The 23995-nt window shown below is 29.4% G+C and carries 15 protein-coding genes and 2 riboswitches; of the genes, 9 read left to right on the top strand and 6 right to left on the bottom strand.

Going from position 1 to position 23995, the window contains the following annotated elements; genetic code table 11:
- Positions 1-9853 (bottom strand): DUF11 domain-containing protein (locus GIL12_RS06860; RefSeq protein ID WP_163469762.1); only part of this gene is annotated, 9853 nt, incomplete at its 3' end.
- 7 nt (positions 9854-9860) lie between these two features.
- The gene (locus GIL12_RS06855; RefSeq protein WP_163469761.1) at positions 9861-10472 is read right to left on the bottom strand and encodes a hypothetical protein; all 612 of its coding nucleotides are present in this window, start codon (positions 10470-10472) and stop codon (positions 9861-9863) included.
- Between the two features lie 194 nt (positions 10473-10666).
- Here GIL12_RS06855 and GIL12_RS06850 point away from each other — a divergent pair, with 194 nt between their 5' ends.
- The 8 genes from GIL12_RS06850 to GIL12_RS06815 all read left to right on the top strand — a co-directional run bounded on the left by GIL12_RS06850 (position 10667) and on the right by GIL12_RS06815 (position 16325).
- Complete coding sequence (locus GIL12_RS06850; RefSeq protein ID WP_163469760.1) at positions 10667-11566, top strand: phosphatidylserine decarboxylase; 900 nt, start codon at positions 10667-10669, stop codon at positions 11564-11566.
- A 9-nt stretch (positions 11567-11575) separates the two neighbouring features.
- Positions 11576-11965, top strand: a complete 390-nt coding sequence (locus GIL12_RS06845; RefSeq protein ID WP_163469759.1) for a NusG domain II-containing protein — start codon at positions 11576-11578, stop codon at positions 11963-11965.
- A 23-nt stretch (positions 11966-11988) separates the two neighbouring features.
- On the top strand, positions 11989-13077 hold the full coding sequence (locus GIL12_RS06840; RefSeq protein WP_163469758.1) for an AI-2E family transporter: 1089 nt from the start codon (positions 11989-11991) through the stop codon (positions 13075-13077).
- Between the two features lie 21 nt (positions 13078-13098).
- Positions 13099-14232, top strand: a complete 1134-nt coding sequence (locus tag GIL12_RS06835; RefSeq protein WP_163469757.1) for a class I SAM-dependent RNA methyltransferase — start codon at positions 13099-13101, stop codon at positions 14230-14232.
- 2 nt (positions 14233-14234) lie between these two features.
- A complete protein-coding gene (locus GIL12_RS06830; RefSeq protein WP_163469756.1) occupies positions 14235-14864 on the top strand; it encodes a hypothetical protein in 630 nt (209 codons plus the stop codon).
- A gap of 153 nt (positions 14865-15017) precedes the next feature.
- On the top strand, positions 15018-15545 hold the full coding sequence (locus GIL12_RS06825; RefSeq protein ID WP_163469763.1) for a peptidylprolyl isomerase: 528 nt from the start codon (positions 15018-15020) through the stop codon (positions 15543-15545).
- A 108-nt stretch (positions 15546-15653) separates the two neighbouring features.
- On the top strand, positions 15654-15980 hold the full coding sequence (locus tag GIL12_RS06820) for a cupin domain-containing protein (protein ID WP_163469755.1): 327 nt from the start codon (positions 15654-15656) through the stop codon (positions 15978-15980).
- A gap of 15 nt (positions 15981-15995) precedes the next feature.
- A complete protein-coding gene (locus tag GIL12_RS06815) occupies positions 15996-16325 on the top strand; it encodes a cupin domain-containing protein (protein ID WP_163469754.1) in 330 nt (109 codons plus the stop codon).
- 46 nt (positions 16326-16371) lie between these two features.
- On the opposite strand, the gene GIL12_RS06810 is transcribed toward GIL12_RS06815, so the two are convergent.
- The 4 genes from GIL12_RS06810 to GIL12_RS06795 form a co-directional block, all read right to left on the bottom strand.
- Positions 16372-16923, bottom strand: a complete 552-nt coding sequence (locus tag GIL12_RS06810; protein WP_163469753.1) for a uracil-DNA glycosylase family protein — start codon at positions 16921-16923, stop codon at positions 16372-16374.
- Positions 16924-16933: 10 nt separating this feature from the next.
- A complete protein-coding gene (locus tag GIL12_RS06805; protein ID WP_163469752.1) occupies positions 16934-18253 on the bottom strand; it encodes a deoxyribodipyrimidine photo-lyase in 1320 nt (439 codons plus the stop codon).
- Between the two features lie 69 nt (positions 18254-18322).
- Positions 18323-20149 carry a glutamine--fructose-6-phosphate transaminase (isomerizing) gene (gene glmS, locus GIL12_RS06800; RefSeq protein ID WP_163469751.1) on the bottom strand — a complete coding sequence of 609 codons (1827 nt, stop codon included), beginning with the start codon at positions 20147-20149 and terminating at the stop codon, positions 18323-18325.
- 364 nt (positions 20150-20513) lie between these two features.
- Entirely contained in the window at positions 20514-22178 is a 1665-nt protein-coding gene (locus GIL12_RS06795) for a formate--tetrahydrofolate ligase (protein ID WP_163469750.1), read from the bottom strand.
- Between the two features lie 65 nt (positions 22179-22243).
- A riboswitch (ZMP/ZTP riboswitch) is annotated at positions 22244-22321 on the bottom strand.
- Positions 22322-22446: 125 nt separating this feature from the next.
- Positions 22447-22544, top strand: a riboswitch (purine riboswitch).
- A 110-nt stretch (positions 22545-22654) separates the two neighbouring features.
- On the opposite strand from GIL12_RS06795, the gene GIL12_RS06790 reads away from it, so the two are divergent.
- Positions 22655-23971: an NCS2 family permease gene (locus GIL12_RS06790; RefSeq protein WP_163469749.1), complete on the top strand. Its 1317-nt coding sequence runs from the start codon at positions 22655-22657 to the stop codon at positions 23969-23971.
- The last annotated feature ends 24 nt before the right edge of the window (positions 23972-23995 follow it).

Below are 23995 nucleotides of genomic sequence, written 5' to 3'. Positions count from 1 at the left end.
CAACTTCACCTGTTACAGTTGTACTATCAAATGGATCTCCATCAGTTCCATCTGCTAATAATACTTGTTCTTTATTAACATCATCTTCAAAACTTATATCATTAATAATTGAATTTCCTGTATTTTCGATTACTACATTATAGACCATTTCACCATTTGGATAGTAAGTTTCAGTTTCTGCTGTTTTTGTTATTTCTATTTTATTTTCTTCTGGCTTAAATGCAATTAAATTACTATAATTTTCACTTCCAGCACCTAAAGTATAAGTTGAATTGTTTTTTATTTCTCCAACTGCATTTTCATTTACCTTTGCTGTTATTATAAATGAATACTTATCCTTTGAAGCTAGATTTCCTGTTGATTTTAAATTATTATCATTTGTTATTGTATTAGTTATGACACTATTATTATTAGTTGGAAACTCAGACTGTACTATTGTCCAGCTGCTAAAGGCATCTCCATCACTTCCATCTGCTAGTTCTACTTTCATAGATTTTAAATAGTTATTTATATCTATATTTTGAGCAAATGTATCTTCAGGATTCTCTATGAATACTTTGAATATTACATCTTCACCTGGCACATAACTTGATTCAAATAAATCAAATTCCCCTGTATCTGGATTTTTAATCCTTTCTGTTACAGATAGACCTTCATTTTTTTGTGTGGCCAAAACTTCATTTGAAGTTTTAGAAGTTATTGTTCCCTTTGAATTTTCATATTTTGAATCAAGTGTTATTGTTCCAGTAATATTATCATTAACAACTCCTTCTATTTTGAAAATAATATCTTCCCCTGGAGCAATATCCATAGTTGCATCTAGATTATAATCACTTGAATCAAAAACTACATTATTCCCAGATTCTAAAGTAATAATTATAGTGCTTTCCTTAAATGCAAGACTTTCAGTTCCATCTGAAGCATCTGCTTTAATTTCATTAATTAAATTACTCAATTTAACATTATTGTCCCAACCTTCACCTGTATTTGATAGTGTTACCTCATAATATAATGTTTCACCTGGAATATAGTTAACTGGAGTTTCTGAGTAAACATGTCCATATTCTGATATTCTAGTTACTATATTTAACTTTGGAAGAACTGTTTCTAAACTTACAGGATCTTTTAATTTAGTTCCATTATATGTTACTACTGGATCATTTACTATTTCTCCAAGTATATTATCATTAACAGTTCCTGTTAATGTTATAACTATACTTTCTCCTGGCGCAATATTGAAATTTCCTTCATATCCATTACTTGTACTTGGAGTTCCTATAGAAGCGCTATTATCTCCAATAGTTGTATTTACAGTATCTATTGATTTAAAAACTAATCCCAGAGGACTTCCATCTCCTGATATTTCCCCTGTCATAGTACTTAACAAATCTTCAACATTTACATTTTGAGCATATCCATCACCATTATTTGTTACTGTTAAAATATAAGTTACTGGCTCTCCTGGAGTATAACTGCCTACATCTGCTGTATTTGTAATTTCAACTTTTCCCAATGAAGAGCTTATATTTACAGTTGATTCTGGTATATCATCCTCTCCATTTTTACCTGTAACTGTATTTGATATATCTCCATAAGCCTGTGAATTTACAGTTCCTTCAACATAAAGTGTTAAAGTTTTACCACTTTCTATATCCACATCTATATCCAAATCCTTTCCAGTAAATGATGTTAAATCTGGAATAACATTTGGAAGTTCTTCTGTTTCCTTTGTCCATTCCCAATCATTTTCACTAAATGCAACTGCACTTCCATTAACTGTATCAACCATTATTTTTGAAATTTCATCTACTATATTTATATTGTCTCCAAATCCTTTTCCTGTATTTTCTATTGTTATTTTATATTTTATTTTTTCTCCAGGAATATACTCATTGGATGTAGGTTCTTCTACAACTTTCGTTAACACAATTTCAGACTCTTCAGATATAGTAGTTACTTGATTACTGCTAACTGGCGTTCCACCATCAACTGTATATGTTGCAACATTTTTTATATCTCCCACAACATTATTATTAACTGTTGCTGTTATTTGGAAGGTTATCTTTTCTCCTATTTTAATATCAAAGGAAGTTGAAGTAACCTTTCCTGTTGTACTGTCTGCTGAAACATTTGGATGAGTTGTTGTTATAGTTGTTTCTCCTGAAACAACTTCCCCTTGAACAGTTGTACTATTAAATGGATCTCCATTATTTCCATCTCCTAATAAAACTTGTTCACTGTTTATAGCATCTTCAAAAACTATATCATTAATAATTGAATTTCCTGTATTTTCTATAACTACCTTATAGACCATTTCTCCATTTGGATAATATGTTGTAGAATCTGTCGATTTTATCATTTCTATTTCATTTTCATTTGGAGTAAATATAATAGTATTGCTAGGATCTTTAACTATACCATTTACAGTTAATAGGGATTTATTTTCTATTGTTCCAACTGCATTTTCATTTACCTTTGCTGTAATTATAAAGGCATATTCATCATTTGGTGCTAAATTACCTTCTGACTTCAAATCATTTCCATTGGTAAAAATATTAGTTAGCACACTTTCTGATTTTAAAGGCCCCTCTTGCATTATTTCCCATTCACTAAAGGCATCACCTTGGCTTCCATCTGCTAAGGTTACTTCCATATTAGTTAATAGATTATTTATTTCTATATTCTGTGCAAAGGTGTCTGCAGTATTTTTTATAAATACTTTAAATGTTACATTTTCACCTGGTATATAATTTGACTCATCTAAATTAAATACTCCTGTATTAGGATCTTTAATTTTTTCTTCTATTGATACTTCCCCTATCCCTTGTGTAGCTACAACCTCATTTGAAGTTTCAGTAGTTATTGTTCCCTTTGAATTTTCATATTTTGAATCAAGCTTAATTTCTCCAATTATATCAGAATTAACAATTCCTTCTATTTTGAAAATAATACTTTCCCCTGGAGCAATATCCATAGTCGCATCTATATTATGTGCACTTGAATCAAAAACTACATTATCCCCAGATTCTAAAGTAATAATTATACTACTTTCATCAAATGCAAGACTTTCAGTCCCAACAGAAGTATCTGAATTAGTTGCCTTTATTTCATTAATTAAATTACTCAATTTAACATCATTATCCCAACCTTTACCTATATTTGATAATGTTACTTCATAATATAGTTTTTCACCTGGTATATAGTTAACTGAATTTTCTGAATAAATACTTCCATCTGTTGATATTTTTGTCACTATATTTAACTCAGGAAGAACAGTTGTTAAAGATACTGGAGCTAATAATTCCTCTTCATTATATGTTACTACTGGATTATTTATTATTTCTCCAAGCATATTGTCATTAACAGTTCCTGTTAATGTTATTACTATACTTTCTCCTGGGGCTATATCAAAGTTACCTTGATATCCATTAGTTGTAGTTCCTGTTCCTATAGAAGCACTATTATCTCCAATAGTTGTGCTCACACTATCTATTGATTGGAAAACTGCTTCAAGACTTCCATCCCCTGAAGCTTCTCCTGTCATAGTACTTAATAAGTCTTCAACATTTACATTTTGAGCATATCCATCCCCTGTATTTTTAATTGTTAAAGTATAAGTTGCTTGTTCTCCTGGAGTATAAGTTGCTTGTTCTCCTGAAGCAATAATATCTCCATCTGCTACATTTGTAATTTCTACCACACCTGGAGTTGGTTCAATTGTATCTGATATAGTTACCTCAGTTCCTGCAGGAGAATTTATATTATAGGTTGCTATATTTTTTATAGAACCTACAGCTTTCACATTAGCTTTTCCTGTTAAAGTAAAGGAACATGAAGAATTTTCTCCTAACCTTATATCTGTATCCAAGTCCCCAGTTATTATTTTTTCTCCTGATAAAAGCTCTATGGAACTAGATGGACAATAAACATCTCCACTTTCTGTTTTTAAAACAAATTTATAGTCTGATTGGAAAGCATTAATTTCTTCCCCACCTGGTCCAGTTACTTTTAAATTAGAAACTATATCCTTAATATAAATTATCCCAGGTCCATCTCCATTATTTTCAAAGGTTAAAGTATATGAAATATCTCCCCCTGGAGTATAGTATACATCTGTAGTATTTGGATCTGTTCCTGCTATTTTTCTTCCAACTATGTCTGATGGAATTGATTCTGTTGTTACACTATCAGATTTTCCTGATTCAATAGTTGGATTTCCTTCTCCTTCAACTAATATTTTATTTGTAATAGAACCTATTGCATAGGCAGTTGTTTTACCAGCAATATAAAATTCCACTGTTGAATTTGGAGCTAAATCTATAGTTGTATTTATTAAAGAACTTCCTGAAGTATCTCCAGTAACATAAGTTTTACCATCATTTGTTCCTTCTAATGAAGAAGTTCCATTATAAATTTTTGTTGTCACTGTTACCTCTCCATCTTGAAAGGCCTTATCATTTTGACTTGTTTTCAAATCATAAATCTTATCAATTACACTTAAGTCATTAGCATAACCTTCCCCTGTATTTTTAATTACAAGTTTGTAGAAAAGTGTTTCTTCTGGTGCAAAATTCTCTTTATTTGGAATTTCATTCTTTAAAGAATCAGTAAAAGATTTATAATATGTTATTTCTGGAGTTTTTTGTTGTAACTTTTCACTTTTTGCAATTATATTATTGTAAGTTACTATATTTTCATCTATTTCTCCTATAATATTATCCTTTAATTTTCCTGTAACTTTTATTGTTACAACTTCTGGAGCATTTTCTTTTCCTGGATCCATATCAATTACTGTCTTTAAGCCAACCTGTCTAATATAACTATTTCCACTATCAATAACTTCAAATGAATAATTTTCAAAAGCTTCTGATAATGTATTCCCAGCTATTTTAGCTTGAATTTCATCTATATTTTCATTTAAAACTAAATTATTTTTATGTCCATATCCTGTGTTTGTAATTGTTATCTCATATTCAACTGTATCCCCTGGATCATAATTAATAGGGTCTGTTCCTTCTGGAATAGTTGTATCCCCTACTTTAATAACTTTTTTATCAAGGGAGATATTTGAAGATTTTTCTCTTACTGTTACACTTTTAGAAATATTTCCAAATGTAACTTTATTAACAATATTTCCCATAATATTTTCTTTAGTTATTCCAGTAATTTCAAATTCAACTGTAGCTCCTGGAGCAATAATTAATACATCATCTATATCAATATTTTCTTTAGTTGAATTTAATTCAAAAGTTCCTATTTTTGTTATATTATCTATATCATTACTACTAGTTTTACTTGCTGTTATTGTAAAGCTATCAAAACTAGCTTCCTTTGGATTATTTCCATTGCTTCCAGTTTCTTCAACTAAAGATAAAATACTACTTATTCCATCTTTAATTGTTCCAGAGATTATTCCTTCCCCTGTGTTTTTAACAATAACCTTGTATACTATTTTTTCCCCTGAAATATATCTGCTTTTAGAAGTAACTCCATCTTCTTCGTAAGCTTTCTTAGTTAATACAGCTTTCCCAACTAAAGATTTTGAAGTTTCTGAACTATAATCTTTTCCATCAACTGATACTGTATTTTTAATATCCCCAATTGCTCCTTCATCCACATGGGCTAAAATATTTATAGTTACACTACCCATAGAAGGAATATCCATTTCCCATCCTAGAGAAGTACTTCCTAGGGCTTCTGTACCACTAGTTAAGTTAATATTAGATTGACTATCTGTTCCTGTTTTTTCACAGCTTAAAATTTCCCATTCTGAAAAAGCATTTATCTCTTTAGTTGATCCATCATCATCATAGGCTGTTGTTTTTATACTTGCCAAAGTATCTGAAACAGCTATATCATCTGCTATTCCCTTTCCAATGTTATTTATAGTTATTTTATATTTTATCCAACCATTTGGAACATATCCTCCATTTACTTCACTTGTTCCATTATTTCTATAATAAGATACTACTTCTTTTTTTACAGTTAAATTGGAAGATAAACTTTGTACATTTGCAGAAACAGTGTCACCATCAAGTATTACTTTATTAACTGTAGCTCCAACTGCAAGTTCATTTACCTTTCCTGTAATTTTATAAATTAATTTTCCTCCAATAGGAATACCAATTTCAGTATTAATATCACTTAAATCTGTATAAGTTCCTGCATTTATATACTGTGAATTATCCCCTGATTTTTCAGCTGTTATTGTCCAACCATTTGGGAATAATTTTCCTGTGGTTCCATCAGAGAGTTCTAACTCTAGACTGTCAATAAGATCTTGCAAATCTATATTTCCTGCATTACCATTACTATTATTTTCTATTGTTGTCTTTAGTGTTATTTCTTCACCTGGAATATATCCTCCCTCTTCCACTGTTGTCTCTATTGATAAATTATGTCTATAGGGTTCTGTTACTAGACCATTAAAATTAATTGCTCCAACTATATCCTTTCTTATAGTTCCTTTCACCTTATATATAATAGTGTCCTCTGGAGATACATCTATAGTTTGAACTATATTTTCATTATCTGACACAGGACTAGTTACAGTACCATTAGAATTAGAAGTTCCATCTAAAACTCCATTTACATATCTTTCCACTGTAAATTGAGGCTCACCATCATCTATTGAAAATGGATTTCCTGTAGTTCCATCTAATAATTCAACTTGAATATTCTTTACATCCTCATTAACACTATAGTTGTTTAAATATCCATTATTTCCCTTAGCTGTAAATGTGTATGTTAATTCTTCACCTGGAATATACAAACTTTTATCAACATTTCTTGTATAAGAACCACTGTTACTTCCATCTATTTCATGGGAAGTAATTGCTATTTGTGTTCCGTCTGTTTTTTCTATAACTGCTTCATTTTTTATTTCTCCAGAAAGAACCCTATCTTTCAAAATTCCTCTAAATTTATAAGTGTATTCACTAGGCTTAATTAAGTTCCCTGATTCAACTATTCCTGCTAATAAACTTGGTTGATGCACATAATCTGCTTCTGCTGTTATTTCAGTTTCTGATCCACCATTTACTGAAACAAATAATTTTTTAAAAGGACTTCCTGTTGTATCTGCTATTGTTCCACCCATATCATTTGCTAAATTAGCATCAATTTCAGAAAATTTGTCTCTAAATTCATACCCTAAAACTCCAAAATCAAGAGGAAGAGATGTTGTATTGTAAAGTGTAACTGTATAATTTATTTCCCCCCCTGGGCTATATGAATACTGAGATGCATTTTTTGTAATGTATATTCCAGTTGGATCAGCTAGCATTAATTTAGCTGAAGCTTTATATGTATTTCCCCTTTGAGTATCTGTAACTGTTCCTATATTTGTAATTGTTTCCCCTGAAAGAAGAGATTTTACTGTTCCTGTTATTTTATATGTAATTATTTCCCCTGGAGCTATATCTATAGTTCCATTTATATCTGTGTTATTTGAAATATTTCCATTAACATCTGCATCAGTTCCTACAAATGGAGAAGGAACTTCTTCTTCTATAGTCCATTCACTAAAATTATTTGATAATTCATCTGAAATAGTTGCATTATCTGCATAACCTTCACCTATATTTTCAACTTTTAATAAATATTCAACTGTTCCACCTAGAGTATATGATAAATTTGAAGTTGATTTTTCTATCCTTAAAGCTGGAAGTTTTTTACTTGTTGTATAAGATACATTTATAGGAGACATAATAACTTCATTTTTATCCTTTGGAGTTACTGTCACAGTATTTATTATATTTTCATATGGGATTATATCCATACTTGGATCTCTTTTTGCCTTTGCTTTAATTATATATTCCACATACCCACCAGCTGTAATATTTGCAGTATCGTCAATATCTGTAGTTGTACTTGTTAGTGGATAAGCACTAGAACTAGTTAAAACAGTACCATCTCCATAAACATTAGTTGATATATCCCAACTTTCAAATAAATTTGATATTGTACTTCCATCTAAAGCTGTAGTTGATACATTACTTAATGCATCTTCTATTTTAACGCCCTTAGCAAACCCTGCTTCACTATCATTTGAAATTTTCACTGTATATGTTATATCAAATGGTGACTCTAAATCTTCCCCTGTTTTGGGATAACTAGGATAATCACTTGAAATTGAAACATTTATGTCTGGATCAATTGCAAAAGAACCTTTGTCTGAATAAAGTTCATCATTAATAGTTGCTATATTTTTTATTTTACCACAAGCTTCTCCACTAACAGTTGCCTGTACTGTATATATTAATCTTGTTGCAGCTCCTATTCTAGCTGTAGTATTTAAATCCTCATCCACAAGTGGTTCTGTAATTAATCCTGAATCACCACTAGGAGTAATATTAGTATCAATTCCTTCAAAGGAAGAAGTTATATTCCATGATTTAAATGCATTATTTATACCAGCTCCGTCCTTATCTTTAATGGAACTTAACAAATCCTTAATATTTACTTCTACATCATAACCTTTCCCCTTATTTTCAATAATAATATTATATGTTAATACTTCATTTGGGCTATACTGTGTTTTATCAACTGTTTTTCTTATAGCAATTTGAGATGGGAAAGATTTGATTCCATTTCCACTTTCCATAACGTTATCTAAACCACTACTTGTATTATCTAAAATATCTCCAACAGAGGTAACTGAAACATGAGCTACTAATTCATATATAATTTCTTCCCCTGGAGCCATATCAACAGTTAAATTTATATTATCTGTTATTTGTGACCCAGCAATGTTAGTTCCAACCTTTGTTCCATTAGTTGAAGTTGTAGGAGACACTACATTTAAAGTCCAATTACTGAAAGCTTGCCCTTGTGTTCCATCAGCTTGGGTAGTTAAAATATCACTTATATTGTCTATAATATTATAGTTATTCACAAATTTATCATCAGCATTATTTTTAACTTTAATTGTATAAACAACATCTGTATCTGGTTCATACTGAGTTACTCCAACTGTTTTTTCAATGGTTATGTCTGAAACATTCAAGTCTTCAGGATCCATTGATATTATACTACTATCATTTACATCTGTTCCATTTGTAAATGATACTTGATTATCAATTTTACCAATTGCAGATTCATTAACTTTCCCAATAATAGTATAGGCTAAAGTTTCCCCTGGTCCAATATAAATATCATCATTTAGATTTAATGTATTTTGAGAATTCCCTTCTGTATAATTACTAGATCCAGAATTATCACCTTTTTCAGTAAGAGTAATAATTGCTGAATCAAATGCACTTCCTAAAGTTATATCACTTGAATCATCTATGGAACCTGTGCTATCATTTGCTAAATCAGTAGTTATTATACTTAAATCATCTGATAAAGTATATCCATAGGCATAACCTTCTCCATTGTTAGTTATGGTAATATTATATTCTATTTCATCCCCTGGTAAATATTTTCCTGTATTTGTCTTCTCTTTTATTATTGTAATATCTGGTTCTTTAGGGGATAATTTATTCAAAGCATTTACTAGTTTTTCATTATTATTTCTTAACGCTTCATATACCTTAACTAGTTTTTCTCCACTTGTACCAATGGTTCCAATTTCTCCAATAGCTCTTTCCTTTGTTGAAACTATTATCGTATATTCAATTACCCCATTTGGTCCTAAAATTATATTTTCAAGATTCCCCTCTTGTCCAATATCTCCATAACTAGAATCTATCCCTGAAACTACTGCTGTTATACTAACATTTGAATAGTCAAAAGCCTCTTGATTTGCTTCAACTGTTCCATCTTCATTTAATATATCTGTTAAAATATTGCCCCAATTATTTTCAGCTTTTAATCCTTTTATCGTGTCTATAGAGCTGTTATTTTCCAAACGTAACTTAATAAGTTACTAAACTACCTGGTGCATATGTTGACTCAACAGATTCTAAAGTCGCACTATAATCATAAACTACTCTAGATAATGTTGAATCCACTGTCACTTCTAATATATTATCTGAAGCTCTAGATAGTTCCCCGTTACTTACTATATTCTCACTAAAATTGTCCTTTACTTTCCCTTTAATTTTTAACTTTATATATCCTTTTTCTTCAGCTGTTGTAATTACTTCATCAGTTAAAACTTCATTAGTGTGTCCTAAGGTGATTCCTGAAATTATCAAATTACCCTCACTTGGTGAACTTGGAATATTTATAGAAGTTCCATCCCCTCTACTTTCAAGTACTTCAACTGAAAGATCCTCTAACCCACTTGAATTAAATAAAGTGTCTGTTAACTGTAAATTTTCTTGAACTGTGCTGGTTTTATTTTCCAGCTCCAAAATATATTCAATATAATCCCCATTTTCATAATGGACCGTTTCTGTTTCTCTTTCTAAATTAACAACTTCTCCAGCTGCAAATATGTTTAAACTAAAAAATAAAAGTAAGATCACACTTACAAACATTTTCGATAATCTTTTTATTATAGAACTATTAATATGATTTTCCATACTTTCCTCCCCTTTATATACATAAAAATTTAAATTTAAATATTCTCTATCTTATTTATGTAATTATACCTCATAATCCCTAAAAAAACACAACTTTAAAAGAACTTTTTGCTTTTTTTTATTAAATGGTATATAATTGACATTCTAATATGCTATAATGTTTAGTAAGATAATTTAAAATCAGGAGTGAGTTTATGAATTTTGAAAAAATAAAATATAAAGATAGAAAGACCAGTGAAATATTAACAGAGGATGTTCCTGGGGAAAAGTTTTTAAAGTTTTTGTATTACAATCCCTTTGGGAAACTAGCTTTAAATTTAATAGTTAAAAGAAAATTTTTATCTAGCCTATATGGGAGAAAAATGAATTCTCACAAATCTGTTAATTTAATAGAGAATTTTGTGAAAACTTATAATATTAATATGGAAGAATCTGTAAAAAAAATTCATGAATTTACATCTTTCAATGATTTTTTTATCAGAAAATTAAAACCTGAGTCTAGAAAAATAGACTTTAATAAAAATACTTTAGTTAGTCCCTGTGATGGGAAAATTTTTGCTTTGGAACGTATTAATGACAGTTCTAAATTTTTCTTAAAGGGAGATGAATTTAGTTTAGGAGAGTTTTTTAAAGATGAGAAGCTTGCTAAAAAGTTTTTTAGTGGAACTATGCTTATAATTAGACTTGCTCCTGTTGACTATCATAGATATCATTTTCCTTGTGAAGGAAAAATTTTACCAAGTAAACTAATAGGTGGAAATTATTTTTCTGTTTCTCCCCATGCAATAAAACAAAATTTTAGAATTTTTTGTGAAAATAAAAGAGAATTTTCTATTTTAAAATCTAAAAATTTTGGAGATGTTTGTATAGCTGAAATTGGAGCTACTATGGTTGGAGGAATTGTGCAAACATACAAGGCTAACTCAATGGTTAAAAAAGGTGAGGAAAAGGGTTATTTTTATTTTGGAGGCTCTACAGTTATCTTACTTATTGAAAAAAATAAAATAATTATTGATGAAGACATTTTAGAAAACAGCAACAGAGGAATTGAAACTCAAATTAAAATGGGTGAAAAAGTGGGAATTAGTATTTAGGAGAAAATTGTGAGAAGAAAACCTTGTTATTTTAAAAAATGTGATTTAATTATATATTTTTTTATTTCTTTAATATTTTTTTTAGGAATAACCTATGCTTTATCTTTAAAAGTACAAAGGGGAGAAAAGGTAGAAATATACGTAAATAACCAATTAAAGTATGTTTACCCCCTTATAAAAGAGAAAAAAAATTATTTTATAGATACAAATATAGGGGGAGTTAATGTGGAATTTGTTAATATGAAAGTTCGAGTAACATCCTCTAATTCTCCACTGAAAATTTGTGTGAAACAAGGGTTCATATCAAAATCAGGTCAAACTATAATAGGTATCCCAGATAAGCTTCTTATTAAAATTACAGGGGAACCTGAAAATGATTTAGATGGAATCGCTAGATAATCTATTTAAAAGGAGAATGGTCTATGAAAAGAAAAAATTTTTTACCTTTTTTTATGTTAGGATTACTTATTGTAACTGTCCAATCATTATTTCAAAACACTTCCTCTTTAACTAACGTTTTAGGATTAATTATAAATTACATAAGACCATTTATTTATGGAATTTTCATTGCAATAATTATAAATCCTATGGTAGAATTTATAGAGAAAAAATTTAAAATTTCCAAAGGAATATCTCTTTTTATTTCCATGATATTTATAATATTGTTTTTTGTAGGGGTTATCTTTTTAATTCTTCCAAGTATTGTTGACAGTTTTAAAGAGATTTCAAATCAAATGCCTACATTTAAAATTAGATTTACTAAGTATCTTGAAAATATTTTAGCTTTTTTAAAGGAAAAAAATCTTTTAATTATGAATATTGACCAAGCTAAAAATACAATTGAGGACTTTTTCATTAAAAATATTTCAAATATAAGAAATTTTATATTATCCTTTAGTTTAAATATAATTGATTTAGTTATGGAAGCTTTTATAATTTTACTTGGAGGATTTATTGCTATGTACTTTATTCTTGAAAAATCATATTTTACAACCTTTATTAAAAGAATTATTTTCCTAATTTTTGATGAGAAAAAATCCCAAGAGGGATATGAATTTTTAATAAAATGTAAAAATATATTTCTAAAATATTTACAAGGTCGTACTATAGTATCAATTGCTGTCGGAATTATAGCTTATATTATTATGAGAATATTTAAAGTTCCCTATGCTTCCATCAATGCAATTATGTTAGGTATAGGTAATATGATTCCATATTTTGGATCTTTAATTGCTGGAACAATTGCATTTATTTTGGTAGTCCTAGTGGCTCCTATAAAAGTGCTATATGTTTTTTTAGCAATATTTATAGCACAAATGGTTGATGGTTATATTATTGGACCTAAAATACTAGGGGAAAGCGTAGGACTTAGTTCATTTTGGATTGTTACATCAATTATAATAATGGGAAATATTATGGGAACCTTGGGAATGTTCTTAGGAGTTCCTATATTTGCTATTTTAAAATTAATTTATATACATTTATTAGAGGCAAAAAAAGAAAAGAATTAGTTATATATTTAAGGAGGATCAATGAAAGAATACACAATAATTGCATCATCTACAATGGGTCTTGAAAGTCTTGTGAGAGATGAATGCAAGGAGTTAGGTTTTAAAGACATTGAAACATTCAATGGTAAAATTCAGTTTAAAGGAACTTTAAAAGACGTTGTAAAGGCAAATCTTCATTTAAGATGTGCTGATAGAGTTTTTATAAAAATGGGTGAATTTAAAGCTTATACCTTTGAAGAATTATTTCAACATATAAAAAAAATAAATTGGAGTGAATTTATAGAAAAAGATGGGGAATTTCCAATTAGTTGGGTAAGTGCTGTTAAATGTACATTATTTTCAAAATCTGATATTCAAAGAATATCAAAAAAAGCCATGGTTGATAATTTAAGTGAAGTATATGGTATTGACCAATTCCCTGAAACTGGAGCTAAATTTAAAATTAAGATACAAGGAAACAAGGATCTTTTCAATGTTATGATAGATACATCTGGAGAAGGACTTCATAGAAGAGGTTATAGAGCTTTAATTAATGAGGCTCCTTTAAAGGAAACTATGGCTGCTGCCCTAGTTAAGCTTACTAGATGGAAAGGTGGAGAAAGACCTTTCATAGATCCAATGTGTGGTACTGGAACCCTTGCTATAGAAGCTGCTATGATAGCTAGAAATGTTGCCCCTGGGGTAAATAGAAATTTTGTCAGTGAAGAATGGAAAATAATTCCTAGAGATCTATGGATTGATGCTAGGGACGAGGCTTTTTCAAATGAGGATTTAGACAAGGAAGTTAAAATTTATGCTTCTGATATTGATCCTGAAACTATTGAAATTGCCATTGAAAATGCTAAAAAAGCTGGAGTGGAAGATGATATTATCTTTGAAACTAAAAACTTTTTAGAATTGGAGTCACCTAGTGAAACAGGATGCATTGTTTCTAACCCTCCTTATGGAGAAAGACTTTTAAATGATGATAAAGTTGAAAGACTATATGGATTACTTGGAGATGTATGCACTAAAAGATTCCCTAAATGGTCTTATTATATAATCACATCATACAGAAATTTCGAAGGATCTTTTGGAAAAAGATGTACTAAAAATAGAAAACTTTATAATGGTGGAATAGAATGTCATTATTATCAATATTTTGGAGCTAAATAATTATGGAAAGAAAAGACTTTATATATTTTTCTTTAGAAAGTATTTTACAAGTTCTAAAAAAATATGATTTGGAATTGAAAATAGCTGAAAAGGAAAATGACACAGAAAAAATTAAATTATTAAAAGAAGAAATTATTCCTAAATATGACAGACTTTATTTTGGTTTTAAACATACTGATTTTAAAGAAAAAACCAATGAAGAAATTCAAGGAATAGAAAAAACAATTAATGATATTTTAGAAAAAAACAATATTTCAAAAACATATATAAAAAAATGTATTGAAAAAAGAGAGGCTCTAAAGGAAAATTCTGGAGCAGAAGTTACTAAAAATTTATTTCTTTATACTATAAAGGAACTAGAAAAGAAAAAGGGAATTCTTCATGATAAGTTAAAACCATTACTTGAAAAGGAAAAACAATTGGAAGCTGATTTAAAGGAATGTATTCAATATGATGAAGAAATGAGAATTTCTGGTGAAATTATTGATCTAATGGAAGAAAAAAGAGAGCTAAATGAAAAATTTGATCACATTGACTTTTTAATTAATCAAATTAATTACGATTTAGATTGTGGTTGGAAATATGAAATATTTGGCACTATTTCCAAGGAAGAACTTAAAAAAAATATATAATAGGAGAAAACTATAATGACTAATACAATTAAGTATGTATCTATTATTCTAGGTATATTTGTGCTATTTCTACTTACTAAAGCATTTTTTATTAAATTAAAAGGTGGAAGTAATAAAATAAATATTAATACGGAGGTAAAATTAATGAAAGACATTAATTTAAATGCAAAAATTATAACTGATAGAGGAGAAATAAATATTAAATTATTTCCAGAAACTGCTCCTTTCACTGTTTTAAACTTTGTACATTTATCACAATTAGGTTATTATGACGGTTTAAAATTCCATAGAGTTATTTCTGACTTTATGATTCAAGGGGGAGATCCTGAAGGAACTGGTGCAGGGGGACCTGGTTATCAATTTGCTGATGAATTTACTAAAGAAGTTGTTTTTGATAAACCTGGACTTTTAGCAATGGCAAATGCTGGAAAAAATACCAACGGTTCTCAATTTTTCATAACTCATGTTGAAACTCCTTGGCTTAACCATAAACATACTATTTTTGGTGAAGTTATTAGTGAAGAAGACCAAAAAGTTGTAAATGCTGTTAAACAAGGTGATACAATTACAAAAATAGAAATTACTGGAGATATTGATTCTCTTTACACTGAAGAAGTAAAAGAAACTGTTGCTCAAATTGATGCTAATTTAAAAGACAGATTTCCTAATTTAAAATATTAGTACTAAAAGCACAACATAAGTTGTGCTTTTTTTTTTATTTACGTTACCTATGCAACAAAAATAATTAAAAAGAAGTGGTATACTTATACTATAGAAAAGGAGGTATTTATGAAAGGACTTAAAAATTTACCAATAGATAATCCTAAAAAATTAGGAGATTTAATTAACTCTGAAAAAAATCAAGTTGTCAGTATGTCTCTTTCTAACAGTGAATATTCCCATATGATGCTCTTTAGTTTTCCACAGGGAGAAATGTTAGAAGAGGAAAAATATCCTTTAAATACTATGTACTTAGCAGTTGAAGGGGAAGTAATAATAAAGCAAGGTGATAAAATTAATATACTAAAAGAAGGGGAAGTTTTCATGGTTCCTGCTGATGTTTTCCATGAAATAGGTGGAAAAAAAGCTTTTAAACTTCTACAAATAAATATTTAACTATGGAGGTGCTATATGGAATTAGTAAAAAATTTAGAAAAAGCAAAGGTATTTAAAGCAAAGGAATTAATAAATTATAATGAAAAAAAAGTCACAAGTTTAAATCTTGTTCAAAAACCTGGATTGAACTTAACTGTTATTTCAGTTGATGAGGGGGAAGAGCTTAGCACTCATACTGCTTCAGGGGATGCTATTGCTATGATACTAGAAGGACAAGCACAAATAACAATAGATGGTAAGGTAAATATTGTAAAAGAGGGAGAAGGTATCCTTATGCCTGCAGGATTGCCCCATGGATTAAAAGCCTTAACAAAATTTAAAATGTGGTTAACTGTTGTCAAATAAAATAATATAATTAAAATATAAAAGCACAACCTTAGTTGTGCTTTTTTTATTTTAAGCTTTCTAACTTTTCTTTTATTTTTTTCAAATCTTCCCAAGCATCTCTTTTTTTACTTGGATCATATAGCAAAGCTGCAGGATGATAGGTTCCTATAATCCAAAAATCACCCCGTTTAATCCATGTTCCATGTTCCATTGTTATTTTAAAATTAGGATGAATTATTCTAGTTCCTGCTACCCTCCCTAAACAAACTAATATTTTTGGTTTAATGATCCTAACTTGATTTCGTAAATATTCTATACAAGCTTGTTGCTCCTCAGGAAAAGGGTCCCTATTACCAGGAGGTCTACATTTAACTATATTTCCAATATAAATGTCTTCTCTTTTTAAGTCAATAGCTTTTAACATCTTATCCAAAAGATGCCCTGCTTGACCTACAAAGACTTCCCCTGATAAATCCTCTTGCTTTCCTGGACCTTCCCCTATAAGCATAATAGTAGCATTTGGATTTCCATTTCCAAAAACCATTCTGTTTCTAGTTTTAGACAAATTACATTTATGACAGTTTTTACATTCTTCCTTTAACTTTTCTAAATTCATTTCTCCTCCCCTATTTATAGCAATTTTCCACTTTGGTTATATATACATCCATATTAAATTTTCTTTCTAATCCCTTTGCATTCATATATCTAATTTTCCCAAATATTTCTCTTTCCTTCCATGCTCTATCATGTTTTCCAAAACACCAAGCTACACCTGCATAGGAATTTGGATCTCTACCATCATAAAAATATTTATTATTTAAATATATAATAGTTTTATATGCTTCAATTGAAGATTTGCTCCATTCTATAATTTTTTTACCCCAGTACATTCTCATATAGCTATTCATAAATCCTGTGCAAAGCATTTCCCTTTGAGCAGCATTCCAATAAATATCATGGGTTTTGAAGTTTTCTAAATCTTCTAGTGAATATAAATATTCCCTTTGATCTTTACTATGTAATTCAAGAGAATCATATGCCCATTTGTAGGTTATCCCATCCCAATTGTCATAATTTTTATTATAATAAACAAAATTAAAAGCGAGTTCCCTTCTTATTAATAACTCTTCTAAAAATTTATCCCTTTGTTCTTTATGTTCTTTAACCTTTATTATTTCATTATATATATAATATGGGGAAATTTGTCCAAAATGTAAATATGGAGATAATTTTGATGAAAAATCATTTTCTGGGGAAGATTTATCATAATTTTTTAAATTTTCCCTTATAAAAAATCTTAATTTTTTTATAGCTTCCTTTTCACCACCTATAAATTTCCCATCTAAAAATTTCTTCTTCTTTGGTAAAATATCATTTGCTAAATTATCTATTTTTTTTAATTGTGTTAACTTGTGTTCATAGGGTATTTTCAAGAAAAAATTATCAAAATCACTAAGTAATTTACTATACTTTAATCTCAAATTTCTAGCACTATATTCTTCCTTTACTGAAACTTTTTCAACTGGGATTAAAACACTCCCCTCTATTTCAATAATATTACAGTTAATAATTTCCTTTAATTTTTCCCTTTGCTTTCTTTGAAATTTTAAATAGGATTTATCCCACACTAAATACCTTGATTCTTCACATATTTCCTTTAGGTTTTCCTCTATGCTCCCATCTAACATAATGAACTCTATATTTCTTTTTAATAAATTTTCCTTTACATCTAAAAGTCCTTGAAGCATAAAATCAAAATGTCTTTTTTGAGCCTCTGGATAATTGGAAATATAGTTAAAAAAAACATATACAGGGACATTATATTTATTAGCTATCCCTATTGAATATTCTAAAGCATAGTTATATTTTGTTCTTTGAGCCTCTTGCATCCAATAAACCACATAACCCTTTTGTATACTATTATTTTCCTTTACTATATTTACCATAAGCTCACCTCATTTTAATATAAAATGACTCCCTTAAAATTAAGAGAGTCAATTGTGTATTATTTATTTTTATTCAACTGTAACTGATTTTGCTAAGTTTCTAGGTTTATCAACATCTAATCCCTTTTCAACTGCTGTATAATAAGCTAAAAGCTGCATTGGAATAACTGCTAATTCTGGAGTTAATAATTCTCCATTATCCCCTACTAATATAACATCATCTGCTACCTCTATTACTTCCTTATGATTTTTCTTTGTTATTGCTAATACGTAAGCTCCTCTAGCTCTAACTTCTTTTATATTTGATGCTACTTTTTCTACCATTTTATCTTGGGTAGAAACAACTACAACCATAGTTCCCTCTTCTATTAAAGCAATTGGTCCATGTTTTAATTCCCCTGCAGGGAAAGATTCAGTATGAACATAGCTAACCTCTTTCATTTTTAAAGAACCCTCTTTAGCTATTTTGTCATCAATTCCTCTACCTAAATAAAATCCATTTTTTCTATCTTTGATTTTTTTAGCTATTTCTCTTATTTTTTCTTTGTTTTGTAAAATCTCTTCAATATTTTCTGACAATTTATATGCATCATCTAAATATTTCTCATATTGATCATCTGTTATTTTACCTGATCTTTTTGCAAAGTATAAAGATAATAAATACATAGTTAAAGCTTGAGTTGTATATGCCTTTGTTGAAGCAACTGATATTTCTGCACCTGCTAAAGTATATATAACCTCATCTGCTTCCCTTGAAATTGTAGAACCTAAAACATTTGTAACTGCTAAAGTTGTAGCGCCTTTTTCCTTAGCTAATTTCATAGCCATAAGAGTATCTAAAGTTTCCCCTGATTGACTTAAGAATATTGCCAGTGTATGTTCATCTACAAAGGGATCGTTATATCTATATTCTGATGCTATATCTATATATGTTTTAAGACCATTTATTTTTTTGAAAAAATAACTTCCTTGAAGTCCAGCATAATAAGCTGTTCCACAAGCTATTATTTGTATTTCTTTTATTTTGTCAAAATCAATATTTTCAAAGGATTTACCAAAATTTATTTCCCCTTGAATATTAATATAAGAAGATAGAGTTTTTTCAACTGCTGAAGGTTGTTCCTCTATTTCCTTTATCATAAAATGAGGATAACCATTTTTAGTTGCTTGTTCCATACTCCAGTCTATTTTTGTAATTTCTTTTTTTATTATTTCTTTTTTATCATTATATACTGTTACTTTATTTTCTTCTAGTAATGCCACTTCTCCATTATCTAAGAACATTACATCCCTAGTATATTTTAAAATAGCTGGTACATCTGAAGCTATGAAATTTTTATGCTTTCCAAGACCAATAATTAAAGGACTTTCTTTTCTAGCACATATTATTTTTCCTGGATGATCCTTATGAATTATACCAAAGGCATAGGAACCTCTAATTTTTTCTTTTAATATATAAAAAGTTTCAACTAAATCTCCAGTATAAAGTTCTGAAAATAATTGAGCTATAACCTCTGTATCTGTATCTGAATGAAATACATATCCTTTTTTTATTAGCTCTTCCTTAAGGGAAGAGAAATTTTCAATAATTCCATTGTGAACAACTGCTACTTTTCCATCATTACTTAAATGAGGATGAGCATTATTATCAGTTGGTACACCGTGAGTTGCCCATCTTGTATGACCTATTCCAACTTTAGAATGGTGATCATCATTATCCAAGGCATCTACTAAATTAGATAGTTTTCCACTTTTTTTCTCTATGAAGATTTTACCATCTTCAACTACAGCAATTCCTGCAGAATCATAACCTCTATATTCTAATTTACCAAGTCCTTCTAATATAACTTCTACAGCTTTTTCATCATTTCCTACATATCCTACTATTCCACACATATTTCTTCCTCCTAAAATTTTAATACAACATTATTAAGTATACTAAAACTAGTATATTCATACTTTAGTAATGTTATATTTAGAAGAATGTTACAATTATTTCTTTGTCCTATAAATCACTTTATAGTTTTAAAAATAATGGTTGTAACCACCTCTAAGGCATCCGCCGAATGTTTCGATAACCTTAGTCCTCGTCAACTTATAAAATTATAAGTTCTGGCGCTATTTTATATTTTCTTCTTTCAATGTAAATTATATCATAATTATTTATGTTTTCAAAATGTTTTTATTAAAGATATTTAAATAAAAAAGGATAGAAGCAAAAACTTTCTATCCTTTTTTGTAGTTTAAAATATATAACCAATTAAAATAATCCTGTTATTTTACCATCATCGTCAATATCTATTAACTGTGCAGCTGGTTTTTTTGGTAATCCTGGCATATCTATTATGTCCCCTGCCATGGCAATTATAAATCCTGCTCCTGCAGCTATTTTTATATCATTAATAGTAACAGTAAATCCACTAGGTCTTCCTAATAGCTTAGCATTATCTGATAGGGATTTTTGAGTTTTTGATACACAAATTGGAAGGTCATTATATCCATTTTCTTCTATTAATTTAAACATTTTTTTAGCTTTTACTGAATACTCAACACCATCTCCACCATATATTTCTTTAACTATAGTTTCTATTTTCTTAATTGGTGTGTCCTTTAAATCATATATTGGTGAATATTTTTCAGTGTTATTTGCAATTTCTTCTACAACTAATTTAGCTAATTCTTCTCCACCTTTTCCACCCTTTTCCCAAACATCACATAGGGCAACTTTCACATTATGTTTTTTACATCTTTCTATAATTAACTTAAATTCTTCCTCTGTGTCACTTAAAAATCTATTCATAGCAACTACAACTGGTAAGTTATACTTTTTCATATTTTCTATATGTTTATCTAAGTTTTCAAGTCCCTTTGATAGAGCTTCTAAATCTTCTATTCCTAAATCTTTTGCTCCACCGTGATGTTTTAACGCTCTAACTGTTGCAACTAAAACTACACAATTTGGAGATAGCCCTGCTTGTCTACATTTAATATCTAAAAACTTTTCAGCTCCTAAATCTGCAGCAAATCCAGCCTCTGTAATAGCATAATCACTTAGTTTCAATGCCATTTTTGTAGCTAGAACAGAATTACATCCATGGGCTATATTTGCAAAGGGTCCTCCGTGAATTAAAACAGGTGTGTTTTCCAAAGTTTGAACTAAATTTGGTTTTATAGCTTCCTTTAAAAGAGCAGTAACTGCACCTGTAACTTTTAGTTGGGAAATACTTAATGGTTTCCCATTTACATCATAGGCAAAAATAATTTTCCCTATTCTTTCCTTTAAATTCTTTAGGGAAGTTGCTAAACAAAGGGATGCCATAATTTCTGAGGCAACTGTTATTTGATATGAATTTTCCCTAGGAATTCCTGAAGCTTTTCCTCCAAGTCCTATAACTGTATTTCTTAGAGCTCTGTCATTCATATCTACAACTCTTTTCCATATAATTTTTGTTATATCTATGTTTAATTCATTTCCAAATTTCAAATGATTATCAATTATTGCAGAAACTAAATTATGAGCTACTCCAATTGCATGAAGATCCCCTGTAAAATGTAAATTTATATCTTCCATTGGAATAACTTGAGAGTAACCTCCCCCTGTTGCTCCACCTTTCATCCCAAAAACAGGTCCTAAAGAAGGTTCTCTTAAAGCTGCTATGGAACTATAACCTAAACCATTTAAAGCTTCAGTAAGACCAACACTAACTGTTGATTTTCCTTCCCCTGCAGGTGTTGGAGTTATTGCTGTTACTAGGATTAAATTACCATCCTTTTTATCCTCCATATCCTTTAATAAACTTAAGTCTATTTTTGCCTTATATTTCCCATATTGATCATATTTGTCCTCAGGTATACCTACCTTTTTTGCAATATCATTAATGTTTAAAATATTTGCCTCTTGAGCTATTTGTATATCTGTCTTCACAAAAACCTCCCTTAATTTTTCCTTTTATATATTACTGTATAAAAAAAACCAACACTAACCAGGCTTCTTTGTGCCCAGACGGTCGGCTACTAATATTATACTCCCTGTGGTTAATTCCACTTCCGTCAGTCGTATAATTAAAATAAATATTATCACAATTATTTTTAGTTGTCAATATTTGGAAAATATTTATATTTTTTTTTCATAAAATATGGGAATTTATCCTTGACAAATTCAGGTTTTTAATTTATTATGTATCTATCTTAAATAAAAAATAATATTTAACAACCGTATAAGCCCTTAATATGGTGGGGCGTCTCTACATACTACCTTAAATAGTATACTATGGCCTGTTTTTTTAGATGTATAGGCCTGTAATTTTACAGGCCTTTTATATTTCTAAAATTACAACGTATCTAAGGGCCTATAAAATTATAGACCTTTTATTTTTTAACAAATTTAAATCGGAGGGTATAATGGAAAAATTTTTTAGATTGTCTGAAAACAAGACAACAGTGAGACAAGAGATTATCGCAGGGGCCACTACATTTTTAACTATGGCATATATAGTTTTTGTAAATCCTGCTATTTTATCAGCTACTCATATGGATCAAGGAGCACTTATTACTGCAACTTGTTTATCTGCAATTGTTGGTACTGGACTTTGTGGTGTTTGGGTTAATGCACCCTTTGCAATGGCACCTGGAATGGGACTTAATGCTTTCTTTGCTTATACTTTAGTATTAGGGCAAGGGGCTACTTGGCAAGAAGCACTTGGAGTTGTTTTTCTTTCTGGTGTTATATTTGTAATATTAACATTAACAGGAGTTAGAAAATCTCTTATTAAGTCAATACCTATGGAATTAAGACTTGCTGTTGGTGCTGGAATTGGTTTATTTATTGCCTTTCTTGGAATGCAAACAATGGGACTTATAGTTGACAATCCTGCTACTTTAGTTGGACTTGGACATTTTGATACTAAGCTTGCCTTATCAGTAATTGGTCTTATTGTTATGATCTATCTAGAAGTTAGAAATATAAAAGGTGGTATATTACTTGGAATCTTAATCACAACTGTACTTGGAATTATAGTTGGTGAAATAACTTTACCTAAAACTCTAATGTCAATGCCTCCAAGCATTGCTCCAATTGCATTTAAACTAGATATACTAGGAGCTTTGAAACCTTCATTAATCGCTTCTATATTTTCTTTCTTATTTGTTGATTTATTCGATTCCCTTGGAACTATATTAGCTTGTGCAAATGAAGCTGGACTTATTGATGAAAATGGAAATGTTGATAAAATAGATAAAGTTTTAGAAGCAGATGCTGCTGCTACAATAGTTGGTTCTTTAATAGGTACATCAACTGTAACTACATTTGTTGAGTCAGCTTCTGGAATTGCTGCTGGAGGAAGAACAGGACTTACTTCTGTTACCACTGCACTTTTATTCTTTGTAGCTTTATTCTTTTCACCAGTTATAGGAGCTGTTCCTGGTTATGCAACTGCACCAGCCCTTGTAATAGTTGGAGTATTTATGTTTAAAAATCTTTTGGACATTGACTTAAGAAATTTAGAAACTGCTATTCCTTGTTTCTTAACTATTATAATGATGCCTTTAACTTATAGTATCTCTTTAGGATTAGCATTTGGATTTGTATCTTATGTTCTAATTAAAATATTTGTTGGAAAAGTTAAGGAAGTTCCATTTATTCTTTGGATCGTTGCTGTTTTCTCTTTTCTAGAAGTTACAGGTCTTACAAAAAGTTTAATGTCAATATTTATGAAATAGTCATAGCAAAATTTTTATAAATAT

The sequence above is a fragment of the Fusobacterium sp. IOR10 genome (assembly GCF_010367435.1).
Lineage (GTDB): Bacteria > Fusobacteriota > Fusobacteriia > Fusobacteriales > Fusobacteriaceae > Fusobacterium_B.
This window is presented reverse-complemented; position numbering and strand designations above follow the sequence as displayed.

Excerpts from the sequence above, each read along its gene's own strand:
- GIL12_RS06855 (WP_163469761.1), bottom strand. The coding sequence starts at position 10,472 with ATGGAAAATCATATTAATAGTTCTATAATAAAAAGATTATCGAAAATG.
- GIL12_RS06850 (WP_163469760.1), top strand. The coding sequence starts at position 10,667 with ATGAATTTTGAAAAAATAAAATATAAAGATAGAAAGACCAGTGAAATA.
- GIL12_RS06840 (WP_163469758.1), top strand. The coding sequence starts at position 11,989 with ATGAAAAGAAAAAATTTTTTACCTTTTTTTATGTTAGGATTACTTATT.
- GIL12_RS06835 (WP_163469757.1), top strand. The coding sequence starts at position 13,099 with ATGAAAGAATACACAATAATTGCATCATCTACAATGGGTCTTGAAAGT.
- GIL12_RS06830 (WP_163469756.1), top strand. The coding sequence starts at position 14,235 with ATGGAAAGAAAAGACTTTATATATTTTTCTTTAGAAAGTATTTTACAA.
- GIL12_RS06820 (WP_163469755.1), top strand. The coding sequence starts at position 15,654 with ATGAAAGGACTTAAAAATTTACCAATAGATAATCCTAAAAAATTAGGA.
- GIL12_RS06815 (WP_163469754.1), top strand. The coding sequence starts at position 15,996 with ATGGAATTAGTAAAAAATTTAGAAAAAGCAAAGGTATTTAAAGCAAAG.
- GIL12_RS06810 (WP_163469753.1), bottom strand. The coding sequence starts at position 16,923 with ATGAATTTAGAAAAGTTAAAGGAAGAATGTAAAAACTGTCATAAATGT.
- GIL12_RS06805 (WP_163469752.1), bottom strand. The coding sequence starts at position 18,253 with ATGGTAAATATAGTAAAGGAAAATAATAGTATACAAAAGGGTTATGTG.
- glmS (WP_163469751.1), bottom strand. The coding sequence starts at position 20,149 with ATGTGTGGAATAGTAGGATATGTAGGAAATGATGAAAAAGCTGTAGAA.
- GIL12_RS06790 (WP_163469749.1), top strand. The coding sequence starts at position 22,655 with ATGGAAAAATTTTTTAGATTGTCTGAAAACAAGACAACAGTGAGACAA.